The sequence below is a fragment of the Vibrio sp. MMH1-50 genome (assembly GCF_022347645.1).
Classification (GTDB): domain Bacteria; phylum Pseudomonadota; class Gammaproteobacteria; order Enterobacterales; family Vibrionaceae; genus Vibrio; species Vibrio harveyi.
Window position 1 is genome coordinate 25,559 of record NZ_JAKRGG010000025.1, and the last position, 18,809, is coordinate 44,367.

Genomic DNA, 18,809 nt, shown 5'->3' on the forward strand with positions numbered 1-18,809 from the left:
TTAATGCCCTCCGTGGGAAACGTATTCACCATTCACTATACGACCTACTAAGCGTTTTGCACCGACTTGATAGCTGAGGTCTGCTGGATGCTCGATATCCCAGATGGAGAAATCGGCGTCACAGCCAATATCAATGACGCCACGAGATTCTCCGTAACCCAATGCTTTTGCAGCGTTTTGCGTAACACCACGCAATGCCTCTTGTGGTGTTAAACGGAAAAGTGTGCATGCCATGTTCATCATCAAGGTTAAATCAGCAAACGGGGATGTTCCTGGGTTGATGTCTGTTGCAATCGCCATTGGAACCTTGTGTTCTCTGAGTAAATCAATCGGTGGTAATTGGGTTTCACGTAGGAAGTAATATGCGCCGGGAAGCAGCGTCGCAACCGTTGGAGAGCTGGCTAAAGCTATTACGCCTTGTTCATCTAGGTATTCGATGTGATCGGCAGACAGACCATTGTATTGAGCGGTTAAAGCGGTACCGCCAAGCATAGAAAGCTGCTCAGTATGCCCTTTCACTCTTAACCCGTGTTGGGTAGCCGATTGAAAGACGCGTTCGGCTTGCTCTAAGTTAAAGCCTATCGATTCGCAAAACACATCGACGCTGGTGGCGAGATTTTCTTGAGCGACAAGAGGAATAATGTCGTCACAAATATGCTGAATATAGTCGTCAGCGCAATCTTTATATTCTGGAGGAAGCGCATGAGCAGCGAGTAAGGTGGTTGTGATCTTAACCTTACGTTCATGTTCCAAGGCTTTGGCTGCACGTAGCATTTTTATTTCATCATCCAGAGTTAATCCATAACCGGATTTGACTTCAATCGACGTGACGCCGCTTGCAATCAAACCGTCAAGGCGTGGCAAAGCGAGCTCAATTAGTTGTTCTTTAGTTGCGGTTCGTGTGGCATAAACAGTAGAGAGAATACCGCCGCCTTGCTTGGCGATTGTTTCGTAAGGCACATCATTGAGGCGCATTTCAAATTCGTTGGCTCGATTACCCGCGTATACGAGGTGGGTGTGGCAATCTATTAACCCTGGCAGTAACAACCTGTTTTGAAGGTCAAGCGTTTGTTCGTAATGATCTGGATTCAGAATGGATTCGGTTTGTGCACTGTCTTTGCCTTTTTCTGTGGTACTAATGGCAACGATTTTTCCCGAACGAATGCCAACGCGGGCAGGAGGAGAAGGCAGGTAACCATGTTCTCCTTCTTGCATCGTGACTAAACGGGCGTTCTCAATCAACAGATCCATTCTTGTCGTTCCTTTCAATTCGTATTCTTTAAATGTATATACAAATAAATAGGAGAAAAAAGCATCACTGACAAGGCTAATGTTGCGGAAATGTGATCGAAACGAAGAAGTGACGTCCAGTTTATAACAGGATCTTAGAGCTTAATTTGTACTTGTTACCAGGGTGATACAGAAGGGCTGTACTGACCAGTTTATCTTGGCTCCAAGTCCGGCGATTGAGGAGTAAGCACGGTTCATTGGCTTGCATTTTCAGGTCTTGCTTAACGCGTCCATCCGGTATAATCGCTTCGACCGTATGCTCTATGGCGCTCAGTGGACAATTGTCTGATAGGTATTGGTTTGGCGTCTTACAAGTGAAGTCTTGTTGTAGATAATTTGGTGCGTATTGACTGTTGACCCAACGCAATTCAAGTTGAATCGGGTTGTTATCTTCAAAGTGTATGATTTCACTATAAAATACTGTTGTGCCTAACATCACGCCAAGCTTGGTTGCAATAGCGTCATCGGCTTTTATAGCGATTTGTTGTAACACTGCGCTGCGGTGTTCTCGTCCGCGATTACTGATTTCATCGGCAATATTGCGAATGTCTAAAAGGGGCGATTCTGATTTCTCCGCCGGATCACAAACAAAAGTCCCAAGGCGAGGGCGACGTTGCAGTTTCCCCTCGTTGACTAAGTCCCGAATGGCTTTGTTGACGGTCATTCGACTCACACCAAACTGCTCAGTCAACTCGATCTCTGTCGCAATACGATGCCCAACTATCCACTCTCCCGAGTCAATTTTATCGAGGATGAATTGCTTGATTTGCATGTAGAGTGGCGCAGACATAAAGATTTCCTTTTAATTGACTATACAAATAGTGCGTAATCTATGGACAAATTGCAAACAAACATACCTATTTTGTGCAGTGATAAAAGGAATTAGTCCGCATTCTTGTCGTCTATTACTTGCAGGAGTTTCTGCAGTTGTGTAAACAGAGACTTATCAAAACAATGAAAATAGACAGTCACAAAGGAATCGCATGTTTAAAAAACTCAAAGCGTCGCTTGGGATCGGCTCAGCTAAAGTCGATACGATCTTAGATGAAATGAGCGTGTACCAAGGGGCAACACTGCGCGGTCATGTTCAAATCAAAGGTGGTGACGTAGAGCAACAAATTGATGCCATTACCATCAAGCTCAACACCGAAATGAAAGTGGAAGTGGATGACAGTATCAGTTACCAAACTTTCACGATAGACCAACTTAAAGCGGTCGAACCGTTTGTCATTCAACCGAATGAAGAAAAACAAGTGCCATTCGAGCTCAAACTTCATGACGAAACACCAATCACAGCTGTGAGTGCACAGAAAAATCAATGCCATGTTTGGGTAGAAACTACGCTAGATATTGGCTTTGCGATTGACCCGCGTGATAGAGATTACATCGAGGTTAAGCCGTTACCAGTTGCTTCGCGTGTAATCCAAGCCATCGAACAAGCAGGTTTTACTATGGTGAAAGCGGATGTCGAGAAAGGCTTCTTGCGTGGCAATACGTTCTCTTCACGCTCCGGTATCTATCAAGAACTGGAATTTCGTAATAACGGTTTTGTGTCAACTAAAGAGATCGAACTCTCATTTATCCTAGATGGTGGGATTATCCACTGTTTAGCAGAGATCGACCGTTCATTTAGTATGTCAGGCGATCAATACCGTTCTTTCTCGTTACCAATTGGAGCTTCTGATTCAGAAGTTGCGGCAGCAGTTGCGCCGACATTGAATCTGTAAACATCTAACTTTCCGTTTCTGGAACGAATAGGTACCGATATCCAAAAGTGAAGGCGATATCGGTACTGTTATCCATGTTTCTCGCATTCTCAATCGCCATGATTTCAATGGCAGAGTTCTCCATCAAATAGCGATACCCAATCACAAACTCATTCGATGCGTCAGCAAACTCGCTTGGACCTTCAGTGGAGCCCTGATACCAATGATATTCAAGGATAAAGTGGTGATTGTTGTTTAACGCATAACGATATCCGCCTGCAAGCGCTGCCGTGTTGTGCCGGTATGGGAAGTCAACAAGCGCTCGATCACTATTTCGAAACGTCATCCCCGCCATGGAATAGAATACATTGGCTGCATTGAGTCGGTAGCTGTAGTTAATTTGTACTCCTTGCTCAAAACTGCTTCCTTTAAAGGAGCCGTGAGCGACATCGTTATAGTAGAGACTACCACCGACAGATAAACCATGATGTTCATTTTGTATTATTTGGTATTGGATATACGTTGAGAGGTTGTTTGCCAGTGTTTCACCTTCAAAATCCTCTATTAAAATGTCGTACTCGGGCATCGACATATAAAAGCGGTTCTTGCCGACTTCATCTCGTCCATTTTGTCCGATACCAAATAGGTCGTGAAAGCTTTCGGTCAGTCCATCTAAATGGTTGTCTGCAGCAAAGACCCAACGATAGTTCAGTTCCCATTGCCACTGGTCGTTGATTTGCCATTTTCCACCGAGCTCAAGTTGGTTGTGATAGTAATCGAGAGAATAATCGCTCGTGTGAGCCCAGACACTTGCGATGGTGCCCGAACCATATGCTTCAACGTAGCCGGAGGGAAGACTATACCCAGAGCGAAGTACGTTAGTATGACTGACCACTTGTATTGGAGATTGCGCATAAGAGCGCAGTGGACCATACAAATCGGATGCGCTGAACGCTGGGGTACTTAGAAACAAGGCGCAACTCAAAAGAGTAGGTTGCCATCTTAAATCCATCATGATGAAAGCCTAAAATGAGATTACTCAATAAATTAACTATAGTGTCTTCATGTTTTGAATGCTGTTCAATTGCAATAATTATACAATTTGGGCTTAGTGTTGAATTGGTAGTAATGAAGTTTAGATGACATTTTGAAATCGCTCTTTGCATTCTAAATGTGAGCTAGGTACAATCCTCGTTCTGATGAAGGTCCGGTATTCGTGTTACCGAGCGACCGTCATCAACTTTCGAAATATCTTCTAATTTGAATAACATGTGTTGCTTGGTGTGCAACACCACTGTAAAGGACATAGCATGCCTATTATTACTCTTCCTGACGGCAGTCAGCGTCAATTTGACAACCCAGTTTCTACTATGGAAGTTGCGCAATCGATCGGTCCTGGTCTTGCAAAAGCAACTATCGCTGGTCGTGTAAATGGTAACCGCGTAGATGCGTGTGACCTAATTGAAGAAGACGCAAGCCTAGAGATCATCACAGTTAAAGATGAAGTGGACGGTCTAGAAATCGTTCGTCACTCTTGTGCTCACCTTCTTGGTCACGCTCTTAAGCAGCTTTACCCTCAAGCTAAAATGGCGATTGGTCCAACAATCGACAACGGCTTCTACTACGACATCGACCTAGACGATTCTCTAACGCAAGACGATCTTGAAAAGATTGAAAAGCGTATGAAAGAGCTAGCGAAAACCAAGTACGAAGTGGTTAAGAAAAAAGTAAGCTGGCAGGAAGCACGTGATACGTTTGAATCACGTGAAGAACCATACAAAGTGGAAATCCTAGACGAAAACGTATCTCGTGATGATCGTCCAGGTCTTTACCACCATGAAGAATACATCGACATGTGTCGTGGTCCACACGTACCTAACATGAGCTTCTGTCAACATTTCACACTATTAAATGTGGCAGGCGCATACTGGCGTGGTAACAGCGACAACAAAATGCTTCAACGTATCTACGGTACAGCTTTCCACGATAAGAAAGCTCTGAAAGCGCACCTAACTCGCCTAGAAGAAGCGGCGAAGCGCGACCACCGTAAGATTGGTAAGCAACTAGACCTATTCCACATGCAGCAAGAAGCGCCGGGTATGGTGTTCTGGCATCACAATGGTTGGTCTATCTTCCGTGATCTAGAAGTATTCATTCGCGCTAAGCTAGATGAGTACGGTTACCAAGAAGTAAAAGGTCCGCTAATGATGGACCGCGTTCTTTGGGAACGCTCTGGTCACTGGGACAAATACGCTGATGCGATGTTCACAACTTCTTCTGAAAACCGTGAATACGCGATTAAGCCAATGAACTGTCCAGGTCACGTACAGATCTTTAACCAAGGTCTAAAATCGTACCGTGACCTACCGCTACGTATGGCTGAGTTCGGCTCATGTCACCGTAACGAACCATCTGGTGCACTACACGGTATTATGCGTGTACGTGGCTTTACTCAGGATGACGCTCACATTTTCTGTACTGAGAGCCAAATTCAAGAAGAAGTAACAAACTGTATCAAGATGGTGTACGATACGTACCAAACATTTGGTTTCGACAACATCGTAGTGAAACTGTCTACTCGTCCAGAAAAACGTGTAGGTTCAGACGAAATCTGGGATCAATCTGAAGAAGCATTGAAACAATCTCTTGAATCGATGGAAATCCCATACGAAATTCAAGAAGGTGAGGGTGCGTTCTACGGTCCTAAGATTGAATTCACGCTATACGACTGTCTAGACCGTGCGTGGCAGTGTGGTACTGTTCAGTTAGACTTCAACCTACCAGGTCGCCTAGGTGCAACTTACGTAGGTGAAAACAATGAACGTCTTGTACCGGTAATGATTCACCGTGCAATTCTAGGTTCACTAGAGCGTTTCATTGGTATCCTTATCGAAGAATATGCTGGTTTCTTCCCAACTTGGTTGGCGCCAGAACAGGCAATTCTTATGAACATTACTGATAAACAGTCAGATTATGTTCAGGAAGTAGTACAAAAACTACAAAAAAGTGGAATTAGAGCTAAAGCGGACTTGAGAAATGAGAAGATTGGCTTTAAAATCCGCGAACACACTTTGAAGCGTGTACCGTATATGCTTGTTGTCGGTGACCAAGAGATGGAAGCAGGCGAAATCGCAGTACGTACTCGTAAAGGTAAAGATCTCGGTAAATTTAAAGTGGATGACTTTATCGCATACATCCAAGACGAGATCTCTAGCCGTAAGCTCAATCTGGAGGAATAAGCTATTAAAGGCGGAAGACGCGGCCAACAGCCGGTAAAACAAAACCCACACCGTATGAACGGTGAAATTCGTGGCGTTCGTGAAGTTCGACTAACTGGCGCTGACGGTGAATCAGTTGGTGTTGTATCGATTCAAGAAGCGATCGCAGCTGCTGAAGAAGCAGGCATGGATCTTGTGGAGATCAGTCCTAACGCTGAGCCGCCAGTCTGTCGTGTTATGGACTACGGCAAATTCCTCTTTGAAAAGAGCAAATCTGCTAAAGAGCAGAAGAAAAAGCAAAAACAGGTTCAGATTAAGGAAGTAAAATTCCGTCCTGGAACTGATATTGGAGACTATCAGGTAAAACTACGCAACCTGACGCGTTTCCTTGAAGAAGGCAACAAAGTGAAGGTAACAATTCGCTTCCGTGGCCGAGAAATGGCACACCAAGACATCGGTGTTGACGTTCTTCATCGCTTAAAAGAAGACACTGTAGACTTTGCTGTAGTGGAATCTTTCCCAAGTAAGATCGAAGGTCGTCAGATGATCATGGTTCTTGCCCCTAAAAAGAAGTAATTAACGGCTCATCAAGTAATTAAGACCTAGCCGCCTTTCCTTCTAATAAAAGGTATAGCGGCTGGGTTTTGTTCGCCCTAATTACGTTGTTTATTAAACCTACTCAATGCGGAGTTATTCATCATGCCTAAGATGAAAACCAACAAAGGTGCTGCTAAGCGTTTTAAGAAAACTGCTGGTGGTATTAAGTACAAGCACGCTACAAAACGTCACATCCTGACTAAGCGTACTACTAAGAACAAGCGTCAACTACGTCCAAACTCAATCCTTCCTCGTTGTGAAGTGGCTGCAGTTGTTCGTATGATGCCATACGCTTAATTCTTTTTAGTTATCAATCGTTTAGTTTAGGAGAAGCATAATGCCTCGCGTAAAACGTGGTGTACAAGCTCGTGCACGTCATAAGAAAGTTCTAAAACAAGCTAAAGGTTACTACGGTGCACGTTCACGTGTTTACCGCGTAGCTTTCCAAGCAGTTACTAAAGCTGGTCAATACGCTTACCGTGACCGTCGCGCTAAGAAACGTCAATTCCGTCAACTATGGATTGCACGTATCAACGCGGCATCTCGTCAAAATGGTCTATCTTACAGCCGTTTCATCAACGGTCTTAAGAAAGCATCTATCGAGATCGACCGTAAGATCCTAGCGGACATCGCAGTATTCGACAAAGCAGCATTTGCTGTTCTAGTTGAAAAAGCGAAAGCTGCTCTTTAATTAGCAGTTTAGGATTAAGAGAAGGAGAGCATTAGCTCTCCTTTTTTATTGCTTTTTGTTTTGTTATCCGTAAGTTTTCTCACTTCTCACTTCTCACTTCTCACTTCTCACTTCTCACTTCTCACTTCCATCTCAGTGCTTGCTAAATCATTTTGTTATTAATCTGTGGTAGGGTTTATCGGCATAACGAGCAAAAGAGCTAGGAAAGACACCAAGGCGCAGCCGTTAGAGGACATCATTAAGCGAACTATGGTGTTGCTCCACGACTAGAAAGAGCAACTGAACAAACGAAAATTTAACCGCTAGGGAAGGAATGTATGGTTCAACGAATCAGTTATGAATTTTTGCCACAGGTTTCAGGTCCTTATGTTCATGCTACTAGACACTGTGAGACCTTATATGTTTCAGGGTTGACTGCGTTAGGCTCTTCGAGCCAAGCTGAGGGGCTAGTAGATCAAACAAAGACAGTTTTATCCTATCTATCGCAAATACTGGCTGAAGAGCAACGAGAGAAGCGTGATCTGGTGAAGTTGACGGTGTTTATTACTGATATGAGTCAACTCGCGGCGATTCGTTCAGTACTATTTGATTTCTATGAGGGCTACTTGCCGGCGTGTTCGCTGGTGGAAGTCAGTGCCTTGATCCATGCTGATTTGGCAATAGAAATAGAGGCAGTAATCTCAAGCGAGGCGTTGTAATAAGAGGTAGGGATGAAAATAAATCGATTAGACCATTTGGTTTTAACAGTAAAAGACATAACAACCACGGTGGATTTTTATGAGCGAGTGCTTGGTATGGAAAGCATCACCTTTGGTGAGGGGCGTGTTGCACTTGTGTATGGAAGGCAGAAGATCAATTTGCATCAGCTTGGCAATGAATTTGAACCTAAGGCAAGTCAAGTAGCTTCTGGGAGTGCTGATTTATGTTTTGTATGTGATACGCCAATTGCAAATGTGCTCTCCCATTTAGACTCCCATTCTGTCGAGGTTATTGATGGTCCTGTTCAACGGACAGGCGCAATTGGTAACATCCTATCGGTTTACATTAGAGACCCAGATGGTAACTTAATTGAGTTATCTAATTATCTTGCTGAGGTATAACATGATTTATTCAACAACCGAGACGATTCCAGGGCGTGAAATTGCGGAGATAAAAGGGGTCGTGACGGGCAATGTGGTTCAGTCAAAGCACATTGGGCGTGATTTCATGGCTGGCTTAAAAAGCATTGTTGGTGGTGAGATTCGTGGCTACACCGAAATGATGACTGAAGCCCGAAATATCGCTATTCAACGAATGGTAGAGGATGCCGCGAACCTAGGAGCAGATGCTGTTGTCGGTATTCGTTTTACCACTAGTTCGATTGTGGACGGTTCATCAGAGATTCTTGCCTTTGGTACGGCAGTAAAGCTCGTTTAATAAAGTATGATGTTGCACAGCGTGTTGCAAACTTATGTGCAATAAAGATGAAATCGTTAGAGGTAGCTCGTTCCCCCATTTTTAACTAAGCGTCAATGGCTGTTTTTATCTCATAATTCGCCTCCTAAAAAAGGAGGCGAATTTATGCGTGATACAGTTTTAAATAATGCAATTGTGACGTTCTGCGTGTGCTTACTGGTAGCGACGCTAGCAGCTAAAGGTAATTTACTCGTGACCATGTTGTCTTTTCCTATCGACTTCTTAGGTCTACTTGTTCTTTTATTCTTGTCATTATTTGTATCTTGGAGTGCTGTCGGGCATTTGAATGAAGGGCAATGGAAAGAATCTATTCTGTTGTATCTGATGTTGTATTACCTTGCTTTTGGTATTTTTTCAGACGGGAATACAGAGGGCTGGTCTCATTCAGTTGGCGTTGTCGGTAAACTTAAAATGACTCTGATCTACATCGCAAACTCAATAACGAGTATCTATGTTCCACTCATCATCGTTGGGATTTCTATTATCCATTTACGTTTTTTGCGCTCCCATATAGTTGACACTGAACAGAATGTGGCAGAGAAAGTTCAGCCTTAAGAAATAGAACTATTTTGTTGCATATATATGCAGTTTTTTGGCGTGTGCGTTTTAATGTGATTATTCTAAAAATGAACGTCTTTCAAAGTCGAAAGTATTCGAGTAGTTTCCATAAATCAGCATGAAATGCGACGGGCTATGGATGTTATACCGTATTTATGATGTGTTTAATTGATTAGATATAATGAAACTGAATGCATTTCTGGTGGCGGTATTGCTCATCTAAATGTGATGTTGGGTATATTAATTCACTGTTTTCTTATAAAAATATGAACTTATGGCTTGCCAATTGGTTCTAAATTGTTACAAATACCATTCAGTTGTAACATTGCCATAAGGAATTGTAGATGAGAGAACTCACTCCCGAGTACTTGTTAGCCGCATTACGACAAGCGATCAAAACCAAAGGGCTAACATATCGAGAGTTATCTGAGAAAATGGGCATGCCGTTGTCCACTTTTAAACGTCATTTAACTAGCACTAACCTAGGTCTTGATAAGCTACTTGAGTATTGTCGAGCTGTGGATTGTACCCTCGATGAGCTTCAAAAGCTGGCAAATCAGCTACAAGCCGAAGATCAGGACTATTTCAGTCGTACGCAGGATGAAGTCTTTTTCCAGTTTCCGCATCTTTACGATTTTTATCGAGAACTTCGAATGCTGAGGGGGAAGGATGGCTACACCATTCTTATGAAAAAGTATGATCTCTCAAAGCAAAGCATGTCTGACTACCTTGGTGCTCTAGAGCTGCTTGATTTGGTTTATGTGGACGAAGATAACAACATCACGCTTCACGGTCCGCTTTATTACAGCTATGCAGAAAACTCTAAACTTAACGAGAAGTACACCGAGATCCTTAAAGAACAAACGACTACACATGAGAAGTGTGTACGTGTAGCGCTATCGCGAATGAAAATCACGGAAGAACAGCTACTTATCTTAGAAGAGCAGATGGCGAAAACCGTGTTAGATTTTCATTCTAAAAACGTCGTTGCAGAGAACTTTAATGTGTCAGACTTTACCAACGTTTTGCTGATAGCAGGTCCGCATCAGCCTGTAACGTTTTCTGATGGTATTGTACAAACAGAAGTCAACTTCATTGATGACATTCGCTACGCTATCGCTTCGGCTGGGGATAAACCAAGCCTTTCGATATAGCTTCTAGTTATTTTTAGTGATTTATAGATTCATCCTTGAAATGTTTATTTAATGAACTAATATGACGAAGTGTCAATTATGACGATTCGTCAGAAATGTGGTGGCGTTTCTGCAAACCATATTCGTGTTACAATTCATTTGAGTTACACAGGGATACGGGACGAGGAAGTATGTTTAACTTTGGTTGCAACAAAGATGACAAGCAAGAGGGAGGCCGAATTGCTTCTGGTTTGACTAAGAAACAGCAGGCGATCGCTGATCGCGAGGTCGAATTAGTTCAACTGGCTAAATCTTTAGTGCAAGAACAAGGCTTTGCTAATCTCACCATGGATAAGCTAACGGCTGCCAGTCCGTATTCAAAAGGGACCATCTATAACCATTTTTGCAGCAAAGAAGATGTGATCCTTGCACTTTGTATACACTCACTGAAAAGTGAGGTGGTGTTTTTTGAGCGTACGGCAAATTTTGATGGCAACACGCGTGAAAAGATCATTGCAATGCATGTTGGGTATCGTATTTACGCCCGTATGGAACCCGTATTGTCGACTTGCGCTATTGTCGCCAAAACTCCTTGGGTGATAGAGAAAGCTTCACCCGCTCGACTGAATGAATTGAACAAGCTGGAAGAAGAAGTAATATCTGGAGCGGACGCATTAGTAAACCACGCCGTGGAAATTGGAGATTTAAAATTCTCTCCTGCTGTTGGTGCTGATGCGATTGTTTTTGCCAATTGGTCGATTGCGTTTGGTTCTAATGCTTTGGCGCAAAATGCATCTAACAGTCGATGTATTCAGCGTTTGCAAGACCCGTTTTCGGTATTACACAATGCGAATATGTTACTTGATGGATTAGGGTGGTTACCTCTCTCAACAGATTGGGATTACCGCAAAACCTGGCGTCGAGTTGAGCAGGAACTATTTAGCGAAGAAATTGCTTACCTTGATTCAGTCAATCGCTGAGTAGGGTATAAACCAATCGGTTATTCGATTGGTTTTTAAGTCACACTATTTGACGGATCGTCAATAACGATTGTTTTGGTATCAGGATTTTTAATCCCTAGAGTGCCAAAACTGCGTTATTAACGCATCTGGAATTAGAGAACAGCGTAAGCTGCTTTTTTAACTCCGTTTTTTGACGAAACGTCACAAAGGGAGAGTGTGATGAAACACCACCAAGCTCAACAAGCAGGCCCCGGTCAATGGGGGAAAATACCAACCAAGTACAGTCTTTGGGTTCTGCTGGCAACAGTATTACTCGTTATTATCGCAACGATCGGAGCAAAGAATCTCTATTTTCTGGGCGACTATAATATCTTTTTCGATGGCAGCAATAAGCAGTTATTAGCTTTCGACGAAATTCAAACCACCTTCGCCAAAACAGACAATCTTGCTATCGTGATCGCTCCTGATAGCAGAGAGGTGTTTACTCCTGAGATCCTGAAACTCATACAAAACTTAACAGTGGATTCGTGGCAAGTGCCGTATTCGAGCCGAGTAGACTCTCTGGCTAATTACCAGCACACGGAAGCGGTTGAAGATGATCTCTTGGTCGAAGACCTGCTTTACGAAGAGCATGAGTTGACTCCAGAGCGAATTGCGAAAGTAAAAAATATCGCACTAACAGAGCCAGTGTTAAAAAATGCGCTGATCTCTGCAAAAGGCGATGTCACTGTCGTGAATATCACCGTTCAATTGCCGGAGGTTGATAAAACAGCGGAAGTCCAAGAGGTGATGGCTCACATTAATCAGATGCTGGCGCAGTATCAGCAAAACTATCCAAATGTTGAGTTTCATAAAGCTGGTATTATCGCCATGAACTATGCCTTCATGACCGCAGCACAAGAGGATAGCGCTACCTTAGTACCAACGATGCTGTTGGTTATTTTGTTGTTCTTAACCATCATGCTGCGTTCATTCTTAAGTGTTGTCGCGACTCTTATTGTGATTATTGGCTCGGTGATAGCAACGATGGGGTTGTCTGGTTGGGCTGGTATGTTTTTAAGCACTGCGACGGTTAATGTGCCAACCTTGGTCATGACATTGGCTGTAGCGGACTGCGTGCATGTCATTGCAACTATGCGCCAGTCGATGCAAAACGGCTTTAGTAAGGCACATTCGATAGAGCGCAGTATCTCTCTTAACTTTATGCCCATCCTAATCACGTCAGTTACAACCGCAATTGGCTTTCTGATGATGAATATGTCGGATTCTCCTGTGCTGCGAGATTTTGGTAACTTATCGGCATTAGGGGTGATGATTGCCTGTTTTCTATCAGTGACGCTGCTTCCAGCGTTACTCACACTATTACCAGTCTCAGTTAAGCAACCTGCCTCACAGAGCGGGACCGACTTCATGGACAAGCTAGGAGATTTTGTCGTTTTACGTCGTAACGTGTTAATGCCAATATCAGTGATCGTTATTGCAGTGAGTGCAAGCTTGATACCGTTAAATCGAGTCAATGATGAATCCGTAAAGTATTTCGATAATCGCAGTGATTTTCGTCAAGCTGCCGATTTTATGGAAGCACGTATCAGCGGCATGACCAATCTCAGCATTGCCATCAAAACCAATGAGTCGCAAGGGATTGCTGATCCTGTTTTTCTTACCGCTATAGGCAACTTTACCGATTGGCTTCGCGAACAGCCTGAGACAGATCATGTTGCAACGCTCGCGGATGTATATAAACGCCTCAATAAAAACATGCACGCTGATGATGAGCGTTACTACTTACTACCACAAGATAGAGAATTGGCGGCGCAATACCTTCTACTCTATGAGATGTCTTTGCCGTACGGCTTAGATCTTAATAATCAGATTAATGTTGATAAATCTTCGATCAAAATGGTGTTAACCGTCGATAATTTAGGGAGTGTTGAATTAGTTGACCTTGAGAACCGAATCTACGCGTGGTTTGCCGACAATGCACCGCAATATGATGTGGTCGCATCGAGTCCATCATTGATGTTTGCTCACATTGGTGAGACCAATATGGCAAGTATGCTCTCTACGTTACCAATTACATTAGTTTTGATCTCTGCATTACTCATCTTTGCGCTGCGTTCGCTAAGGCTTGGTCTCATCAGCTTGGTTCCAAATATTGCCCCGGCCGTGCTTGGTTTCGGTCTTTGGGCGCTGATCTCCGGTGAAATCAATCTAGGACTGTCAGTCGTGGTGACCTTGACGCTTGGCATTGTGGTCGACGACGCGGTTCATTTCCTTTCGAAATATCAAAGAGCACGAAAAGAAGGACAAAATGCTGAACAGGCCGTTCGTTATGCCTTCCACACTGTTGGTCGTGCACTGTGGATCACTACCGTCGTATTGGTAGCAGGTTTCTCAGTATTGGCTATGTCGAGCTTTCGCTTAAATGCAGATATGGGGCAGCTTAGTGCGATCGTGATCTTTATCGCCTTGGTCGTGGACTTTTTATTCTTGCCAACGCTACTCATGCGTTTTGATAAAGCAGCATATGTCGAGCAAACAAAGACTAAGACGCCAGAAACACAAGCGAAGAAAAACATTACGGCATCGTTGTGATTGAACAGTGCCCTCAAGGAAAACAAGACAAGGACTATATGATGAAGTTATTTAGCAAACCTCTGAATGTCGTTACATTATCGATTTCTCTGTTAATGGCTCCTCTCACTTGGGCTGACGAAGCTAAAGGGTTGGAAATTGCACAAGAGCGCAAAGCGCGTGACCAAGGCTGGGGAGATTCTGTTGCCACCATGCAAATGATACTTCGCAATGCTCAAGGAGAAAGTAGTACTCGCTTGATGCGCCTAAAATCACTGGAGGTCGCTGATGATGGCGATAAAGGGCTAACTATCTTTGATGAACCACGAGATGTTAAAGGAACCGCATTTCTTAATCATTCACACACGGTGGGCGCTGACGACCAATGGCTCTATCTACCCGCGCTCAAACGCGTAAAACGTATCGCTTCACGCAATAAATCTGGTCCATTTATGGGCAGTGAGTTTGCTTATGAAGACCTGAGCTCATTCGAGATTGAAAAGTACCGTTTCAATTACCTTAAAGATGAAACGATGAATGACCAACAGACGTTTGTATTGGAGCAAATCCCGACAGATAAAAACTCCGGTTACACCAAGCAGGTGGTTTGGCTAGATCAAGCACATTATCGTCCTCTGAAAGTAGAATTTTATGACCGCAAAGGTGCGTTGTTAAAGACGTTAGAGTTTTCTGATTACAAACAGTATCTGAATCAATACTGGCGTGCCCACACTATGGCAATGATGAATCACCAAACGGGCAAGAGTACAGAACTGACAACCAGTGAATTGACGTTTCAGACCGGTCTTAAAGATAACGACTTCAACAAAAGCATCCTCAAGCGTGTCAAGTAGGGAGGTTGAATGACTAGGGCAATCGCTGCTGGCCGAGTCTTGGCTAGCATTATGGCTGTGCTTTGTTCTTCGTCTTTGCTTGGCGCTGAATTGGCAGGTCAGGTTAACTTCGAGCATCGACAATTTTTCTCTGCCGGTGCTCAAGGGCAGAGCAAAGGGCAAACATCGCTAGTATTGCAACCAGAGCTCTACTGGGAGCTTCAAGATGGTGATGCGAGTTTCACCTTTACGCCTTTTTATCGTTGGGACAGCATGGATGATGATCGTACGCATGCTGATATTCGAGAAGCCTTGTATTTAACCTATTGGGATGACTATGAACTTCGTGTTGGTATTAGCAAGGTGTTTTGGGGTGTAACAGAATCTGCGCACTTAGTGGATGTTGTAAACCAAATTGATGCGGTAGAAGCGGTCGATGGTGAAGATAAATTGGGACAACCCATGGTGCATTTTACGTCCATCAAAGAGTGGGGAACGCTGGATGCTATTATCTTGCCTTATTTTCGTGAACGAACATTCGCGGGTAAAGATGGGCGTTTGAGGTTCGATCCTGTTGTCTCCGATGATGCGTTGTACGAATCGAGTCGAGAAGAAAAGCATGTAGATGTCGCGTTGCGGTATGCACAAATGTTTGGCGATTGGGATCTCGGCTTGAGCTATGTCTATGGAACGAACCGTGACCCGTATTTTCGATTCGAGCAAGGCGAGCTAAAACCTTACTACGCATTGATGAGCCATGTTGGACTGGATGTGCAGGGAATCGTGGGAGATTGGTTATGGAAACTTGAAAGTGTTTATCGTGATAGTTTTGATAATCATGTCGGTGTTGTTACCGGATTTGAATACACGATAGTGGGGGCTTTTGAAACGGTATGGGATGTGGGTCTTATCGGTGAGTATTTATATGATAGCCGTGGTAACAACGCGCAGAACATTGGTCAAAATGATGTCTTTGCAGGTGTTCGCTTAGCGTTTAATGATGAAGATGGCACCGAAATCCTAACTGGTATCACGCAAGATCTCGATAATACCGATGTGTACAACGCAAAACTTGAGGCTTCCAGCCGCATTTCAAATCATTTTAAGTGGCAAATTGATGCTTGGTTGTTTAAAAATGACACGCCAACGGACCTCTTGTATTTCGCAAGAGACGATGATTTTATCGAGCTATCTATCCAGTACTATTTTTAGTGCGGGAGATAAGTAAATCGAAAATTCTAAGGCAAAGAGATCCATGTCATTATTTTGACTGGCTGCTAGAGCCGTAAGGAAGATTTATCGTTACTATTCCTTATGTTTGTTGTGGTTTTGATAGCGATGCGATAAGCAACTAACAAAACCCTCCGGTTTTACTTAGGGGTAGTAACGTTGAATTCATTTCTCTGGGACACTTATTTTGAAACAGGCATCGAAGAAGTCGATGAACAGCACCAATATCTTGTTGGATTTATCAACAAGTACGGCGAACTTTTGGCGCAAAACAGCATCACTCTCACGGACATTCAAGTAGCATTATTTGAACTGTCTCGCTATGCCGAGTTCCACTTCAAAGAAGAAGAGAACTTGATGCGAGAGGTCGAGATCCACCCAGAGCACCTAGAAAAACATATCCAAGTACACCGCGCATTTATGAGCGACATCATCAGTATGCAGAGCTTTATCAGTGATGCCAATAAACGCGCTGCTGAGCAGTTATTGGATTTCCTCATTCATTGGTTGGCTTACCACATTCTTGGTATTGATCAAAATATGTCTAAGCAAGTGACTGCCATTCAATCTGGGATGTCACCGAGGGCGGCGTATGATGAACAAGAAAAACAAGCCAACGCATCCACTGCGCCATTGCTAGATGCGCTAAATGCTCTGTTTTCACAAGTTTCAGAGCGTAACCGAGAATTACTGAAGCTTAATCTGGTTTTGGAAGAAAAAGTGGATGAAAGGACAATACAACTTTCTCAAGCCAATAAGCAGCTAGAGGCTTTATCACTCACGGATTCGTTGACTCAACTGCCGAACCGAAGAAGTGCGATTAAATCTCTCAAGACCTTGTGGCGAAACGAGGAGGCGAGAGCTTTACCTTTGGTTTGTATCATGATTGATGCGGATTACTTTAAGCAAGTCAATGACACCTGTGGTCATGAAGCCGGAGATTTGGTCTTAAAAGAACTTGCACAAGCGCTAAAACACTCTTTCCGCAGTGATGATATCGTGTGCCGACTTGGCGGCGACGAGTTCGTTGTTATATGCCCGGACACGGGTCTTGAAGGTGGGTTGCATGTTGCCGAGATGGTGAGAAAACAGATCTCTCACATGCTGGTTCCAACAGCATTCGAACCTTGGCGAGGCAGCATCAGTGTCGGGGTAGCAGAACGCCGCGAAGAAATGCAAACTTACACTGATTTGATCCGAGTTGCTGACGAAGGCGTTTACTTAGCAAAACAAAACGGTAAAAACCGAGTACGGTCATCGCAAAAGCTAATATCTTCGAACTAACTCGTCATTCACATTAGAACGCCAGAGAACCCAATTTTTTCACTGTTTGGTGAAAATCTATGTGGCGTATTCTTTAGCTACTTATGCAAAAATAATCACGAAAAAGCAGGGGTTATTCCATAGCAACCCTTCATTTTTTACGTTTTTGTGTTCTTTTTATTCAATAACCTCTTCTTTTCATAATTCAATTTGGCCTTGGTGGCGGGTTTGGCTACTATGTACAGCTATCAAAAAACCAATCACTCCCTTATGGATACTACCAATAGGTAGATGAGGAAACGATGCAACATCTAGAAGAGATCATTGCTAACGCGAGTGCAGCAATTGAAGCTGCAGAATCGCTAGTCGTACTTGATGAAGTGCGTGTTCAGTATCTAGGTAAAAAAGGTGAGCTAACTGCTCAACTTCAAAGCCTAGGTAAACTACCACCAGAAGAACGCCGTGAAGCGGGTCAAGAGATCAACAAAGCGAAAGGCGTGGTTCAGCAAGCTATCGCAGCTCGTAAAGACGCACTACAACGTGCAGAGCTTGAAGCGAAGCTAGCGGCAGAAACGATCGACGTAACATTACCAGGTCGTCGTATCGAGAACGGTGGTCTACACCCAGTTACTCGTACTGTAGAGCGTATTGAGAAGTTCTTTGGTGAACTTGGCTTTAACACTGAGTCTGGTCCAGAAATCGAAGATGCATTCCACAACTTTGATGCACTAAACATCGCAGCTGATCACCCAGCGCGTACTGACCATGATACTTTCTTCTTCAACCCAGATTTGATGCTTCGTACTCACACGTCAGGCGTACAGATCCGTACGATGGAAAATGGCAAACCACCATTCCGTTTCATCGCGCCTGGTCGTGTATACCGTAACGACTACGACCAAACGCACACGCCAATGTTCCACCAAGTGGAAGGCATGCTGGTTGATGAGAACGTAAACTTCGCACAGCTGAAAGGCATCCTGCACGATTTCCTATGCAACTTCTTCGAAGAGGAAGTGGAAGTACGTTTCCGTCCATCTTACTTCCCGTTCACTGAGCCTTCAGCTGAAGTTGATGTGAAAGGTAAAAACGGTAAATGGCTAGAAGTACTAGGCTGCGGTATGGTTCACCCGAACGTACTACGTAGCGTAGGCATTGATCCTGAAAAATACTCTGGTTTCGCATTCGGTATGGGTGTTGAGCGTCTAACAATGCTTCGTTACGGCGTAAACGACCTACGTGCGTTCTTCGAGAACGATCTTCGTTTCCTAAAACAGTTCAAGTAATCCAGGGGATAAA

19 protein-coding genes are annotated in these 18,809 nt (G+C 43.7%); 16 read left to right on the top strand and 3 right to left on the bottom strand.

The annotated features are described in order from the left end of the window. Nucleotides 1–1,251 carry an imidazolonepropionase gene (gene hutI / locus MHO32_RS17165; protein WP_239213155.1) on the bottom strand — a complete coding sequence of 417 codons (1,251 nt, stop codon included), beginning with the start codon at nucleotides 1,249–1,251 and terminating at the stop codon, nucleotides 1–3. A 121-nt stretch (nucleotides 1,252–1,372) separates the two neighbouring features. Further along, the gene (gene hutC / locus MHO32_RS17170; RefSeq protein WP_005445599.1) at nucleotides 1,373–2,080 is read right to left on the bottom strand and encodes a histidine utilization repressor; all 708 of its coding nucleotides are present in this window, start codon (nucleotides 2,078–2,080) and stop codon (nucleotides 1,373–1,375) included. A gap of 193 nt (nucleotides 2,081–2,273) precedes the next feature. Between hutC and MHO32_RS17175 the strand changes: the two genes are divergently transcribed. Next, entirely contained in the window at nucleotides 2,274–3,017 is a 744-nt protein-coding gene (locus MHO32_RS17175; protein ID WP_009697351.1) for a sporulation protein, read from the top strand. A 4-nt stretch (nucleotides 3,018–3,021) separates the two neighbouring features. On the opposite strand, the gene MHO32_RS17180 is transcribed toward MHO32_RS17175, so the two are convergent. Continuing rightward, on the bottom strand, nucleotides 3,022–4,011 hold the full coding sequence (locus MHO32_RS17180; RefSeq protein ID WP_239213157.1) for a DUF3187 family protein: 990 nt from the start codon (nucleotides 4,009–4,011) through the stop codon (nucleotides 3,022–3,024). A gap of 295 nt (nucleotides 4,012–4,306) precedes the next feature. Between MHO32_RS17180 and thrS the strand changes: the two genes are divergently transcribed. From thrS to pheS, 15 genes are all read left to right on the top strand, one after another. After that, entirely contained in the window at nucleotides 4,307–6,235 is a 1,929-nt protein-coding gene (gene thrS / locus MHO32_RS17185; RefSeq protein WP_239213159.1) for a threonine--tRNA ligase, read from the top strand. 3 nt (nucleotides 6,236–6,238) lie between these two features. After that, nucleotides 6,239–6,790, top strand: coding sequence for a translation initiation factor IF-3 (gene infC, locus MHO32_RS17190; protein ID WP_074050532.1), 552 nt, complete (start codon nucleotides 6,239–6,241; stop codon nucleotides 6,788–6,790). Nucleotides 6,791–6,913: 123 nt separating this feature from the next. Further along, nucleotides 6,914–7,108: a 50S ribosomal protein L35 gene (gene rpmI, locus MHO32_RS17195; RefSeq protein WP_005445589.1), complete on the top strand. Its 195-nt coding sequence runs from the start codon at nucleotides 6,914–6,916 to the stop codon at nucleotides 7,106–7,108. Nucleotides 7,109–7,148: 40 nt separating this feature from the next. Beyond that, on the top strand, nucleotides 7,149–7,502 hold the full coding sequence (rplT, locus tag MHO32_RS17200) for a 50S ribosomal protein L20 (protein WP_004727974.1): 354 nt from the start codon (nucleotides 7,149–7,151) through the stop codon (nucleotides 7,500–7,502). A 317-nt stretch (nucleotides 7,503–7,819) separates the two neighbouring features. Then, nucleotides 7,820–8,200: a RidA family protein gene (locus tag MHO32_RS17205; protein ID WP_017190336.1), complete on the top strand. Its 381-nt coding sequence runs from the start codon at nucleotides 7,820–7,822 to the stop codon at nucleotides 8,198–8,200. A gap of 12 nt (nucleotides 8,201–8,212) precedes the next feature. Further along, the gene (locus MHO32_RS17210; protein WP_239213161.1) at nucleotides 8,213–8,602 is read left to right on the top strand and encodes a VOC family protein; all 390 of its coding nucleotides are present in this window, start codon (nucleotides 8,213–8,215) and stop codon (nucleotides 8,600–8,602) included. 1 nt (nucleotide 8,603) lies between these two features. After that, nucleotides 8,604–8,918: a heavy metal-binding domain-containing protein gene (locus tag MHO32_RS17215; RefSeq protein WP_005443150.1), complete on the top strand. Its 315-nt coding sequence runs from the start codon at nucleotides 8,604–8,606 to the stop codon at nucleotides 8,916–8,918. 144 nt (nucleotides 8,919–9,062) lie between these two features. Then, nucleotides 9,063–9,512: a hypothetical protein gene (locus MHO32_RS17220; RefSeq protein ID WP_050932775.1), complete on the top strand. Its 450-nt coding sequence runs from the start codon at nucleotides 9,063–9,065 to the stop codon at nucleotides 9,510–9,512. A gap of 347 nt (nucleotides 9,513–9,859) precedes the next feature. Continuing rightward, nucleotides 9,860–10,669 carry a helix-turn-helix domain-containing protein gene (locus MHO32_RS17225; RefSeq protein ID WP_005445576.1) on the top strand — a complete coding sequence of 270 codons (810 nt, stop codon included), beginning with the start codon at nucleotides 9,860–9,862 and terminating at the stop codon, nucleotides 10,667–10,669. Between the two features lie 170 nt (nucleotides 10,670–10,839). Continuing rightward, nucleotides 10,840–11,628, top strand: coding sequence for a TetR/AcrR family transcriptional regulator (locus tag MHO32_RS17230; RefSeq protein ID WP_239213163.1), 789 nt, complete (start codon nucleotides 10,840–10,842; stop codon nucleotides 11,626–11,628). Nucleotides 11,629–11,829: 201 nt separating this feature from the next. Continuing rightward, nucleotides 11,830–14,205: an efflux RND transporter permease subunit gene (locus MHO32_RS17235; protein ID WP_239213165.1), complete on the top strand. Its 2,376-nt coding sequence runs from the start codon at nucleotides 11,830–11,832 to the stop codon at nucleotides 14,203–14,205. Between the two features lie 41 nt (nucleotides 14,206–14,246). Then, entirely contained in the window at nucleotides 14,247–15,038 is a 792-nt protein-coding gene (locus tag MHO32_RS17240; protein ID WP_443088421.1) for an outer membrane lipoprotein-sorting protein, read from the top strand. Nucleotides 15,039–15,047: 9 nt separating this feature from the next. Next, nucleotides 15,048–16,229: a hypothetical protein gene (locus MHO32_RS17245; RefSeq protein WP_239213167.1), complete on the top strand. Its 1,182-nt coding sequence runs from the start codon at nucleotides 15,048–15,050 to the stop codon at nucleotides 16,227–16,229. Nucleotides 16,230–16,406: 177 nt separating this feature from the next. Then, a complete protein-coding gene (locus MHO32_RS17250) occupies nucleotides 16,407–17,531 on the top strand; it encodes a GGDEF domain-containing protein (protein ID WP_239213169.1) in 1,125 nt (374 codons plus the stop codon). Nucleotides 17,532–17,812: 281 nt separating this feature from the next. Next, nucleotides 17,813–18,796 (top strand): phenylalanine--tRNA ligase subunit alpha, encoded by a 984-nt coding sequence (gene pheS, locus MHO32_RS17255; RefSeq protein WP_005439802.1) that lies wholly within the window; start codon nucleotides 17,813–17,815, stop codon nucleotides 18,794–18,796. The last annotated feature ends 13 nt before the right edge of the window (nucleotides 18,797–18,809 follow it).